Origin of the sequence: Paenibacillus crassostreae, assembly GCF_001857945.1 — a bacterium.
Classification (GTDB): domain Bacteria; phylum Bacillota; class Bacilli; order Paenibacillales; family Paenibacillaceae; genus Paenibacillus_AQ; species Paenibacillus_AQ crassostreae.
This window is the reverse complement of sequence record NZ_CP017770.1, coordinates 423670-436532: the sequence shown is the minus strand read 5'-3', so window position 1 is coordinate 436532 and position 12863 is coordinate 423670. Positions and strand designations below refer to the sequence as shown.

Sequence of the window (12863 nt, the reverse complement as noted above, 5' to 3'; positions counted from 1 at the left end):
TAATGAATAACGCTTCGACTGCTTTAAAAGTATCTGCAGGTATCTTTCTTACCATAGCTTTGATCACCATTGTCGTGGTGCTGTTTATCTCTGCACAAGAGGCAACCAAATCAGCTCAGAATAACTTTGCTGATATTCAGACTGAAATGTCCCAAGCAGCCTTTACGGTTTATGACAATACTACAGTATCCGGGAGTCAGGTGCTTAATGCGCTGCGTAAATTTCAAGATAAAGGTGAATTTGGAGTGCAAGTTGAAACTGGTAAAAGCTTAGTAGGTTCATGGTATTTTGAAAATGTCGAGACAACAGTAGCTGAAGGCACAATAGGATATGGTTCTATAACTAACGGTGCGTCCAGTGATAACATAACAAACGCGAGTAATGAGTCCTCTCCTGATTATATAAATCCATCAGGTAAATTTCTAGCTAAGGTAATTAAAGATAAAAGCGATGTCATCCGTGCTATCACATTTGAACAAAAATAATAAGATTATTACTACTTTGGAAAGGGGATGTGCTTTTCACATCTCCTTTCTGATAAAAAGAAGGTGTTTATAATCGCTTTTGACAATGATGCTTCTGAAGCAATAGGTCTGAGTTTTGCCGTAATGGCTTTTATGGTTTCGCTATCGCTATCATTTTATCTATTTACTACGACAGGGGAAACAATCCAGAAATCATATCAAATGAATTCCAATACGGATAACAATATCCACTCAACACTCAAAGATCCGATAGTTTACTCGGTTAGTGGTGCAGAAGTTAGACAATCACTATACCAAATCCGAGAGATTGGAGTAGATATTGAAGTCAATGGTATTTTGTACTCCAAATCTTTAGATCCTACTGTATTAAATGTCTCATCAATTAACCTAAATCAATATTTTACACCTACATATATAAGAGATAGCACCGGGTTGTTAACGTTGTTGCAATTTAACTAAAGGGGATGTAACGTTTTGTCCAATTCTGTTGCAAAAGTATTTGCAGCGATAATAGCTATAGTTCTTCTTTTCATATGGCCTGTAACAAGTGCCTTGAACAAACAAGACGATATTTCAGAAGTGGTAGTTCTAAATTCTGTGACTCATTTTGTAGATTCTGTTCGTGATAAGGGTTATATAACCCCGACCATGTATACCGAATTTGTGGATCGGATGTCTCTTACAAGAAATATCTATGATATTCAAATGGTTCATAGACATAAAAGATATGATCCTAATTACAGTGATGCAGGTATTTTTCTAGGTGGATATCATGTGAATTATGAAGAATTTTTTAATGCGCAAATAAATGAAAAACTATTTCCTAGGAATTCAACAGAGAATGTAGAATCTCCTAACCGAATATATAAATTTGAAACAGGAGATTTTTTTGATGTAACCGTAAAGAATACCAATCGTACCATGGGAACATTGATGAATGATGTCCTTACAGGTGGTATCAATAACCCTAATGAAAAAATAGTAATTCCGTATGGAGGCATGGTCCTCAATGAAGACTATCATTAAATTATCGATATTTTCAGTACTTATTCTCTTACCCTATTTTATTATTAACAACATTAATCTTGAGCAAAACCGTCAGACGCTTATTATAGAACTTCGATATAATCGGGCAATTGATACAGCCACTCAAGATGCTGCAAGGGCTTTGCTTACGAATAGTAGCCAACGAGATGAATCCCAGTATGAGACATTAAAGAGGGTGAAGATCAATAAAGAAGAAGCGGTAGAGACGTTTTTTAATTCATTGTATTTGAATTTTGGAGTTTTTAACGATACGGCAGGGCAAGGTGTGGTGGACAATTATGTTCCTGTTGTAATGATTGTAGGATACGATGGCTATTATGTTTATTCATGGGATGAATATATCAATGCCTCAGGTGAAAAAGAGATTAAGCATGTGTGGAGTCCCAAGAAACCCTATGATTATGTTGATCAAGACGGTAATACCTTTGCATTTACTTTAGATGATTACGTCGTAGTGAATCGGAATGTAGATCAGAAGTGGGTTGAAGGGTTCAGGAGTGAAATAACTTCAGAGGCTTCTATATCCTTGCTTAATGATTCTGACAAATTCGATCAAGTTCGGAGAACTACCATTGTTAATGCACTTCAACAAGATCTTGAAATGGTTATCAATCAATACAACAGGTATTCGAAGCGACTCGGAGTAGCGTATACCTTTACTATTCCACTTATTAGTGAAGAAGATTGGCATAACACGATCAATGATGTTGGTGTTCTAGCATTTGTTCAAGGTATTCCTATGGGAGAGAAGTATTATAATAACTACGCTTTAGGTGGTAGCCGTATCGTTAAGAAAGAAATATTCAACGGAATTATAGCGAATGGACGTAAATACTATTACTCTCGTAATGCTTGTGTTTCTACTTTCACGACGGAGGAAATGTTCACCTCTGAACGTGATGCAGCGTCTAGTGGATATATTCCTTTGGATTGTACGGTGGGCTATCGATATTGAAGTTGTTATTCTCCACTATTAAGTATAATCCCTAATTATCCGTAATTATGGTATATAGTAAAATATAGACAATTTATTAGGGGATATTCACGATTTTAATATTAAATTCAAGGGGGAAACAATCAATGAAAAAGAAAACCATATTTACTATCCTTTTAACTTCTATAGTTTTAGGAGGAGCTTTCACTATTGTGAACAGCAAATACATAGCAAATGCTGAACAGACTTCTAATGTTCAATTATCCGATATTGAGACACATTGGGCAAAAGGTACGATCAACAAAGCGGTTCAACTCGGATATACCGCAGGCTATCCAGATGGCACATTTAAGCCGAATTCTAATGTAACGCGTGCTGAGTTCATCAAGATGACGGTAGAAGCTTTGAAATTACCTGTAGAGACAAATACCGGAGGGGCTTGGTATGAAATCTACGTTAATTCGGCTAAGAAAGCAGAGTTAGTTGTCACATCTGACTTCAAAAGTGGTGACTTGAATTCACCGATGACCAGAAAAGAAATGTCTCGACTAGCTGCGAGAGCGATAGCTGAAAAAACAACAGATGATACCAAATGGATGTATCTAGCAACCAAGAATGGCCTGATCACTGGGCTTGGTGCAGGTGAACTTGGTGAAACCAAAAATACTACACGTGCTCAGTCTGTAACGATCATCGATCGTATATTAACGGTGAATGCTGGTGGTACGCTTCCAGTAGATAAGTATGCTGTGGCAAGTGCCGAAGTGGTATGGCATGGTACGAATATATTCACAGTGATGCCCGAAGTGTTCACATCTAATGACCCTACCAAAAAAGATCAAGATGCAGAACTCTGGAAGAAAGATTTGATGAAGATTACTTCAAAAGATGGTGATTGGAGTGGGGAAGTATATTCCGTCATCGCGATTGATCTAGCAGATCCCAGTGATCCTAACTTGAAATTGATACCCCCAATTTCAAAGTTGAAATGGCAGAATAACTCATCCACATCTTTAGCTGAGGGTATCCCTGTTTCTAAATGGAAAGACAGTTATTTAATCTATTATAATAATGAAATTATATATAACAAGGCCCCTAAACATTATGCCTCATATCTAAAACATGTTCCTTTGTCTTTTACTGGAACAACTAATGATCGAATGGCATTTAGAAATGGAACTTTAAACAGAGTAGCCTTTGTATTTAAAGATACTCCGCTAGATCAGCCGATTTTCCTATTGCCTAAAAAGGGTTGGTCACAGAACAGTAGACTGAAAATAAAAATTTCTGCACCAGCAGTATCGAGTTACTTCGTTGCTGAGAATTACTTGTTAGAAATTGATGGACCGTATTATAAAAAGTATTAAAGGTGGGGGTAGTCATTGTTTAATAAGAAAAAATTAACATCTATCTCTATGGTGTTGTTAATATTACTTACAAGCCTGAATGCTTTATTTTCAGTACCTAGTAATGCAGCAGGTACTGAAACCTTATTCAAAACAGAAAATATAGAATATAACGCAGTAGATACTTTGAGATCACATCAGTCCGTCTTTTATAAGAAAAAAGTAATTACTACTAAACCAATCGTTGTTGATGCTGGTCCCGGTAAAATAATAACTAAAATTGTTTTGAAGAAGGACGGACAAGCACTCCCGCCAATTACTGTAAATGCCAGAACGTATAATAATACACTGAATTTAAATGGGGAAGCTGTTCCAGTTAAATCTATTGAAAATACACCAAATGGTACATGGATTGCTTGGTCAAGAAGTATCGCGGGTACAAGTTGGATACCTGGTATTAGTGTAAATGATTGGGGTATAATAGGGAACTCGAATACTGGCAGTGAGGAATTTAATGGCGTTGTTAAAGATAAATGGCCGGGGAAAATAGTATACATGAACCTGCCATATAGTAGAAACAAGGCATATGAAAGCATTGGTCCTGTTGATTATGGTAGTTTTGCTACCACCTACATTGATTCTGAAAATTTGGGCTCTTTCAACCCGTTTCAACCTGATATTAATATAAAGGTTCTTGATGGAGAAACCGTAGTAGGTTCAGAAGCAAGTGGCGTAGTTGATGATTCGACAGTTCTAACTGGAATGGAAGTAACCGATTTAAATACAGTAAAAATTAGGTTTACTCAAAACTATGATCATGAAGGAGTCAGAGTTTTATTAGGTGGAAATGGGTCCGCAGCTATGATGTATTATTTTGCTAAATATACTTTCGACATCAAATCCTTTACCTATCGGTATCCGGACGAATATGAAGTTTATACAAAGGATGACGATGGTACCACCATACCAGGACCAGATCCAGGTGTACCAACCAATCCTGGTGGTGGAATAGGATCTTGCACTGCAAGCATTGGTTCACCATCAGAAGTCTCTGCACCACAAACAAGTGTTATGAGTCCGGCTTCATCAGGAGAAGTTAAAGCAGATGATCCGAACAACGCACCTTATAGCTTTGACGTAGGAAAAGGTATCCCTACCTCTGAAAACCTATATGCCAATACAATAGGCTACAATTATTTGTTCCAACATACGTTTGCAAATTTAGCAGGGAAAATCACTTACTCCTGTAACGTAAATGTAGAATACGTTCTGAAATGGAAAGAGCCCCAACCACCAGTACCAGGTCCTGATGGTAAACCGGTTCCAGTGGCTCCCATTGAAAAGTCAGACAATGAATCGAAATCTTACTCATTTACCTTTACAAAAGATTACTCCTACTGGAATATTAAAAATTTAGAAGTCTACGAAATCGAAAAATCAATCATGAGAAACTATGCAATACCGAATGGTGAGGTAACACTAACACCATCGAATTATACCCCGCCGGCTCTCATTTCTTCACATAGTGATACGGTTGAAGATCATGTTAAAGCACAAGAAACAGGAGGAATTGATTATAGTCCACCAGATGTTATAGGTGGGACTTCCAGACCCTCTCCACCAGATGATACGGGCCTTCTCAAAGGTATGGCTGAAGGCCAAACAGATGATCCTTTAGTGAAAAATGATAAAGTAGATTTTAATGGGCAAAAAATAATGGATGATACAGAAGTCGTTAAAACGGGTCCAACACCTTCGAAGATTCCTAATCCAACCATGATAAACAACCGAGTTTTATACAAAAATGCACTTCTGATCTCAAATTCTTTACTGAACAAACTTAATACAATAAGTACTGGAACGATTTATTATAAGTTGCTTCCACAGAACATTAATGGGGGATCTGATAAACAGTTTCCAGTTGATCCTATCAATACTGTAACTGTTCATACACCTACGGTTGTTTATGCAGATGCATCGGATGATGTTGCACATAATCAAAAAACGGTTCCAAACTACTCGCGGAGAGCTTTTATTCTGGATCGACCATTTACGGTTACCATTCCAACAAGTGGTCAACATCGAAACATTCCCGGATATGGAAATCGAGATTTCGCTAAATATATTAAGACGAAACAGGTGCGATTTGAATTTGATGTCTATTCATCTGACAAATCTATATTTTATCCAAAAGATACTTGGATCACAATTCCCGTAAATCAATTAACTACAGCGTTCTATACTCCTGTGTGGGTAGATGAAGGGAATTATACCGTTTACTTTAGAACTTTTGCAGAGAATTCTCCATCAGCAGGCTTCACTACCGAATCGGAAGCAAATCTCAACTTAGATAACCATGTTGCTACAGATACTGTCCCCGTAGAAGTGATTGGTAGATTATATGATTTCCGTATAACGGATATTGCCGATCCTAACTGGGAAGCCGTATTTCGAACATCTAGGGGAAATAGTACCTCTAAGGGTATATCATATACAGTTGGCTCAAAGGGAATAGATAGTGATCCCAACGGATCATTGGCTCCGTATGTTCTACCTATTCTCCGCGGAAGTCATCCAGTTGCTAGTTACAAGACCATGTCTGTCAAAACGGGTTATCATTTTAAATTTGATCTGAAGAGTAAAGGGAATATGTTCGGAGATAAGGATGCGATTCGGATCACACCGACGTTTTATTTCCAAGACAAGAATGCAACAACTCCCGCCAAAAGAATAGAAGTAGATCTTTACTATCATTCGGATACTGAAAAGTTTGTGAAAATCGGATCAGCATCTGATCAGGAACGTCGAAATATAACTCTTAATACGCGCTTACGTAATGTTCCAGTTACAGACATTGTCAACACTGCAGGCACGATATACGATATGAATATAGGTTGGTCAATAACAAGATCCCAGTATTTATCTGCTTTCCAAAAAAGAGCAACAGAAGCTACGTATGTAGGTGGATATGATATACAACTCCTTCCATCCCCACTACGTACATTTATAAACACATTCAGCAGACCTGGAAATGCTAGTGCTAGCCCTGCTAGAACGAATGCTTCAATACAACAGTGGTATGGAGAATATAGTTTGCCAGCAGCTGTCTATGTTGTTGAAAAAGGAACTGACTTAGCCTCTTATGGCAGAGCTAACAGACTAGATGAAAAATCGCCAATTTTCTTACGTAATGGGTATATATCCGTTAATTTCAATATTGAGACCATCCGAAATGCTGACATTAACCATCCGCATCTTCAATATATCCATGCACCATTAGATAATCAGTGGTGGGACATGGAAGGATTTGATGGAACAGATGGGGTGAGAGATCGTGTAGTGACTGATCCGTATGGTGTTCAGTACATGCTGCAAGATGGTGATGTAGTCTACTATGATGGTAATCAATCCTCATATGATGATTTTGAGATAAATGGAACTCACTAATAACTATTTCTGGACTTTTTCAGTGGTCTCCCTCTTGGGAGGCTCTTTTTGTAGCGCAGATTTAACATTGGGATAAATAATATGTACAAAATTTTCTTCTATCGGTGAACCTTCTATTTATGTTATAATCAAATTTTGTTGGCCGGCTATTAGAGATAACATGATTTTTACAATAGATAGGAGTTAGAGATTAGAAATGAGTTTATTAACTGTAGAGGATCTCTCCCACAACTTCGGAGGGCGTACGTTGTTTAAAGATGTTTCTTTCCGTTTGTTAGAAGGGGAACACGTAGGTATTGTTGGTGCCAATGGAGTTGGTAAATCAACAATGATGAATATTTTAACGGGTAAACTTCTTAAAGACAGTGGAAAAGTGGAATGGACTCCTCGAGTTCATTTTGGTTACTTAGATCAGCATACCAAGTTGACTCCAGGTAAAACTATTCGTGATGTGCTCAAAGATGCTTTTTTACCTCTTCTTGAACTTGAGAAGGAAATGACAGAGATTACGAACAAGATGGGTGAAGCAACACCAGAAGAGTTAGAAGTATTACTTGAACAAATGGGTGATATTCAAGAACAGTTAGATATCGGTGATTTCTATATGCTTGATGTTAAAGTTGAAGAAATGAGCCAAGGGCTAGGACTTAATGCTATTGGTTTAGATCGCGATGTAACTTCTTTAAGTGGTGGACAGCGGACGAAGGTATTACTTGCGAAGTTACTGCTTGAGAAACCAACTGTGCTATTACTTGACGAACCTACGAACTATCTAGATGTAGAGCATATTGAGTGGTTGACACAGTATTTGAAGAATTACCCACATGCCTTTATCTTGATTTCTCATGATACAGATTTCATGAATCAAATAGTGAATATCATCTATCATTTGGAATTTACTAAATTAACTAGATATACAGCCAATTATGAGAAATTTCTTGAGATGGCTGATATGAATAAGAGTCAGCATATTGACGCATATGAGAGACAGCAAGAACTTATTAAGAAGCAGGAAGACTTTATCGCGCGGAATAAAGCACGTGCTTCTACTTCTAAACAGGCGAAGAGTCGTGAGAAACAACTAGGTCGATTGGATCGAATTGAAAAACCAGAGGAAGCTGCCAAGCCTACATTCCACTTTAAGGAATCAAGAGCAAGTTCTAAGACAGTATTCGAAGGTATTGATTTCGAAATTGGTTATAGTCATCCACTATTGCCTAAGATGAGTATGGTGATTGAACGGGGCGATAAAATTGCGATCGTTGGGTGTAATGGTGTAGGTAAGTCTACATTGCTCAAAACGATTCTCGGTAAAATACCTACGTTAAGTGGTCGAACATACCTTGGTGAGTATTTGCAGCCAGCATACTTCGAGCAGGAAGCGATTGCTGCTAAGATCACGCCTCTTGAGGATGTGTGGAATGAATTCTCATCACTCACTCAAAGTGAAGTGCGTTCACATCTAGCACGTGTTGGTCTGAAGAATGAACATATTACCCGTCCATTAAGTATGTTGAGTGGCGGAGAGCAAGCCAAGGTGCGTATATGTAAGTTAATGATGCGTGAAGCGAATTGGATTCTATTCGATGAACCTACGAACCATTTAGATATCATTGCTAAAGCTGAATTGAAGCGGGCTCTAACAGAATTTAAAGGAACTATCGTGCTAGTATCCCATGAGCCTGAATTCTATGAAGACTGGGTAACAAAAGAATGGAATGTAGAAGAATGGGCATCTAAAACGAAATAATATTGATTGTTAAGTATATTAAAAAGGTTGCATATTATAATCCATTCCTGGAGAAAAGGGATGGATTTTTTTGTGTGGAGCAAGCTAAGGATTGTGTAATACGTTTCATCATACCACTGGGAAATTGGTGAGTGCACATGGCTAATATCATCCTGTATGTGAATTATGAAAGCGAAACTGCTCTCACGACTATAGAGGCATTAAGAATAGAACAATATGAAGTGGTTGAGGTTGAACATGACCAAGAGGCTTTGTCTTTCATTGAAAATAATGAGACCATTAATATGGTCATACTCGATTATGGAAAGAGTAGAGATGAGTATTCTGTGATCAGACCCATGAGGGCGAGAATAAAATTTTTTCCGATTATGGTTCTTTCTCATATGGAGTTAGACGAAAATGTTGTGAATGCCTTTAGGTTAGGAGCAAATGAATATATCAATAAACCTGTTGTGAACGATATTTTATTGCTCCGCATACTTAATATTTTTAACCTTTTATCAATTAAACAGCTTGAGAATTACTTACCAATTCAAATTGGTGAACTCCATATTGATCTTAGAAGTCGTCAAGTTATGCGTAATTTACAGGCTGTTGTTCTTACTCCGAAAGAATATGATTTAATGTTATATTTAGCGAGACATGTCAATCAAGTATGTAGCAGAGATCAAATATTGAAAGAAGTGTGGAAGTACGAATATGCAATGGGTACAAATGTGGTTGATGTCTATATCCGTTATTTAAGATTGAAGATCGATAAAGGCCATCGGGATAAAATGATTCATACTTTGCGTGGAGTAGGTTATATATTGAGAGTGAATTGAGTATATCAAAAACGAACAGCTGACATTATTAACTGTCAGCTGTTCAGAATATCAATATATTTATGAGTTGATTGAATAAGGATTCATTAAGTTTTAAAGAACACGACGTGCTTTGACGTATGTTTTCTTCCAATGTGCTTTGTTAATATTTGTGATCATAACACCAGGTGAGCCATAAGTGTGAAGCATGTTACCATTTCCGATATACATTCCTACATGAGTTATATTCCTACCTGTGGATCTACTTCCAGTAGAGAAGAATAATAAATCTCCCTTTTTTAGGTTTGCTTTAGAAACAGCGACTCCTTTTTTTGCCTGAGCTGCAGAAGTACGGGGTAAAGTAACACCGAACTTACCATAGATTCGTTTCATCAGAGATGAACAATCAAAGTATCTTGTCGTTGATGTTGAAGCACCAAATTTATATGGAACCCCTAAGAATGACTTACCATAATTAATAATCTTATTAGCCTTCGTTGTTGATGCAGTTGCAGTAGTAGCAGCTTCAGCTACCGGGTTAGCTATGGTGACAGCACCGCCAAGTGCTAATGTTGAACAAATTCCTACGATTGCTAATCTATGAGTCCATGTCTGTCTTGTCATGTTGTAATACCTCCATAGTTGGTTTCTAGTAGTGATGATTCTGGGCTCGGAAGTTAGTATAACAGTTTTGTAACCAACCAAATAAAGGAATATGATATAAAAAGATGAATATACCAAGGTTTAAACGTACTCTATTAAAATTTGATTAAAAATATTGAGAAATAATAGAAAAGAAAAATATTGAGACATAGAAAAGCCGAAAACCTAGGTGGGATAAGGTTTTCGGCTCAATGAAATCTCAATTAATTGTTACAATCTTGTAATCATTAATCTTTACTTTGAATGACGAGTAATGAACCTGATCTGACAGAGATATGACCTGTACTCGTAGAAAGACGATTGCTAATACCTAGGGATTGTCCGATGGTTAGAGTTGCATTGTATAATGGGTAAACGAAACCCTCAAGTGTAATTCCTGTCACTTCAGGTGTCATGGGCAAAAGGGAGATGTAATCATAACCTTGATTTGTGACCATAAGAGTAGAATCAGTCATTGTAATATAATTATGATTGTCTAGAATAGCAAATGGAATCTGATGCTCTAAAGCTTTACTTAGCAAATGAATATTAGCTAAAGTGTGATCAATACGTGTGCCTGTAGCTCCGACTAGCAAGATATGAGTAGGATGTTGTTCCAGAGCTAATTCAAATGCAAGTTCGGTATCCGTAAGGTTTTTATCAAAAGCATCACAAGCTAGGGTAGAACCGCTAGATGCAGTAACTAGTTGCTGCTCTTCGGCTGTTATAGAATCAAAATCCCCAACAGAAAGATGTGGATGGACGTTGTTATGTATTAGAAATAAGGCACCTTTGTCAGCACCAATTATGAAGTCATCTGCTTGAATTTCATTTAGGAACTCTGGATGAAGATGACCACCCGAAAAAATGATTACTCGTTTCTGTTTCATATATGTATATAATCCTCCAGTTGGTTTAACTTAAGATTTGCTTGAACTTAGTATAATTGAGAATAGAGGGTTGTACAAATATAAAGTATTGTTGGTACAATGAGATTTGATAATAGACAAAAAGGATGGGAAATATGATTAACGTACTGTTTGTTTGTTTAGGTAACATTTGCCGATCACCTATGGGTGAAGCCGTTCTACGTAATAAAATAAAGAACAGAGGATTAGAGAGCCAAATTTTAGTTGATTCTGCGGGAACTGGAGATTGGCATATTGGTCATCAGCCTCATGAAGGAACAAGGAAGCTACTAGATGAGCGTGGAATAAGTTATGAAGGCATGGTAGCGCGTCAGGTAACAAGTCAGGATTTCATTGAATTCGACTATGTTATATGTATGGATCAATCCAATTTGACTAATCTGCGAAAATTGATAGGTGGAGATGAGGCTACTATCGTTAGTTTTATGGATTTATTGCCTTCAGAGACCTTACGTGAAGTACCAGATCCTTATTACACAGGTAATTTCGAAGAAGTATATGCGCTAATGGATGCAGGGTGTGCTGTATTACTAGACAAGATTGTGAGTGAAAAGTTATAATTTAACAGATGGGCATGTCTAGGCATGCCACTTTTCGACATTATTTTGTAAGCGTAAACATAATTGTAATTTAAAATGAACCCTAACTTCTCTGATAGTTGGAGGATGTTAGGATTCACATATGGGAGGTGGAATAAACCTTATTCTTCGAAAAAATATAGTAAAGCTTCAGGTAATTCCTTTTGCCAGAATCCCCAAAGATGTTTGCCATCTTTTTCTTGGTAATGGACTTGTGCTCCACGAGCTTGCAATAGATTTTTCGTATCTTTATTAAGTTGGACAAAATCGTAGGTACCTGTATCTGTTTGGAATTCATTTTCCTGCAGACCCACAATCATATAGATGTCTAACCATGATAAGTCCTGCTCCATAGCGATGATTTCTTGGGAAGCTTCATAATATGCACCCGACAGACTCATAACACGTGTGAACAAATGTGGGTATAGAAGTGCGATATGTAGTGAAACACTGCCACCTAATGAGTCCCCTGCTATAACAGTTTCAGCTGGGTTGGTTCTTACGGGATATTTCTGACTCACATAGGGAATAATTTCTTCAGCGAAGCATTTTACATAGGATTGAAATCTACTCCCAAAAGGTGCATATTCAGCAGTTCGCACTGAGGTATCTACTTCTACTCCTACAATGATAAATGGTTCTGCTCCTTCGTCTAGAATAATACGATTTGCGATCGTAGCAATTCTTCCGAAATTGAAGAATTCTTCACCATCTTGGCAATATATAACGGGGTAGCTCACGACTTCGTTATAGCCTGGTGGAAAATATATACGAAGGTTACGGGTTTCATTTAGGTGAATGCTGTTTATTTGATCTTTAACAATGGTCCGTTTCAAATAACGGGAGTCTGTCATATTGGATCACCTTTTCTTGGATTTTGTTGTTAATATACCATCTACTAA

At 37.4% G+C, this 12863-nt stretch carries 12 protein-coding genes; 9 read left to right on the top strand and 3 right to left on the bottom strand.

The genetic code is table 11. The features are described from left to right. Positions 1-2 precede the first annotated feature (2 nt). The 8 genes from LPB68_RS02050 to LPB68_RS02015 all read left to right on the top strand — a co-directional run bounded on the left by LPB68_RS02050 (position 3) and on the right by LPB68_RS02015 (position 9833). Positions 3-485: an ABC transporter permease gene (locus tag LPB68_RS02050; RefSeq protein ID WP_068658333.1), complete on the top strand. Its 483-nt coding sequence runs from the start codon at positions 3-5 to the stop codon at positions 483-485. A 123-nt stretch (positions 486-608) separates the two neighbouring features. Further along, on the top strand, positions 609-944 hold the full coding sequence (locus LPB68_RS02045) for a hypothetical protein (RefSeq protein ID WP_162274305.1): 336 nt from the start codon (positions 609-611) through the stop codon (positions 942-944). A gap of 15 nt (positions 945-959) precedes the next feature. After that, entirely contained in the window at positions 960-1511 is a 552-nt protein-coding gene (locus LPB68_RS02040) for a hypothetical protein (protein ID WP_068658338.1), read from the top strand. After that, the gene (locus tag LPB68_RS02035) at positions 1495-2487 is read left to right on the top strand and encodes a hypothetical protein (protein WP_068658340.1); all 993 of its coding nucleotides are present in this window, start codon (positions 1495-1497) and stop codon (positions 2485-2487) included. The genes LPB68_RS02040 and LPB68_RS02035 overlap by 17 nt, the downstream gene beginning before the upstream one ends. A 125-nt stretch (positions 2488-2612) precedes the next feature. After that, entirely contained in the window at positions 2613-3833 is a 1221-nt protein-coding gene (locus LPB68_RS02030; RefSeq protein WP_068658342.1) for an S-layer homology domain-containing protein, read from the top strand. Between the two features lie 15 nt (positions 3834-3848). Further along, complete coding sequence (locus LPB68_RS02025; RefSeq protein ID WP_232510220.1) at positions 3849-7259, top strand: DUF5704 domain-containing protein; 3411 nt, start codon at positions 3849-3851, stop codon at positions 7257-7259. A 196-nt stretch (positions 7260-7455) separates the two neighbouring features. Beyond that, positions 7456-9009, top strand: a complete 1554-nt coding sequence (locus LPB68_RS02020; protein ID WP_068658344.1) for an ABC-F family ATP-binding cassette domain-containing protein — start codon at positions 7456-7458, stop codon at positions 9007-9009. A gap of 137 nt (positions 9010-9146) precedes the next feature. Further along, a complete protein-coding gene (locus LPB68_RS02015; protein WP_068658346.1) occupies positions 9147-9833 on the top strand; it encodes a response regulator transcription factor in 687 nt (228 codons plus the stop codon). Between the two features lie 93 nt (positions 9834-9926). Here the strand turns inward: LPB68_RS02015 and LPB68_RS02010 are convergent, their stop codons facing one another. Both LPB68_RS02010 and LPB68_RS02005 read right to left on the bottom strand, forming a co-directional pair. Then, on the bottom strand, positions 9927-10436 hold the full coding sequence (locus LPB68_RS02010) for a C40 family peptidase (RefSeq protein WP_068658348.1): 510 nt from the start codon (positions 10434-10436) through the stop codon (positions 9927-9929). Between the two features lie 266 nt (positions 10437-10702). Further along, entirely contained in the window at positions 10703-11344 is a 642-nt protein-coding gene (locus tag LPB68_RS02005; protein ID WP_068658350.1) for a thiamine diphosphokinase, read from the bottom strand. A 134-nt stretch (positions 11345-11478) separates the two neighbouring features. Here LPB68_RS02005 and LPB68_RS02000 point away from each other — a divergent pair, with 134 nt between their 5' ends. After that, positions 11479-11943 (top strand): low molecular weight protein-tyrosine-phosphatase, encoded by a 465-nt coding sequence (locus tag LPB68_RS02000; protein WP_068658352.1) that lies wholly within the window; start codon positions 11479-11481, stop codon positions 11941-11943. A gap of 140 nt (positions 11944-12083) precedes the next feature. Here LPB68_RS02000 and LPB68_RS01995 read toward each other — a convergent pair whose 3' ends face one another. After that, complete coding sequence (locus tag LPB68_RS01995; protein ID WP_068658354.1) at positions 12084-12815, bottom strand: alpha/beta hydrolase; 732 nt, start codon at positions 12813-12815, stop codon at positions 12084-12086. Between the last annotated feature and the right edge of the window lie 48 nt (positions 12816-12863).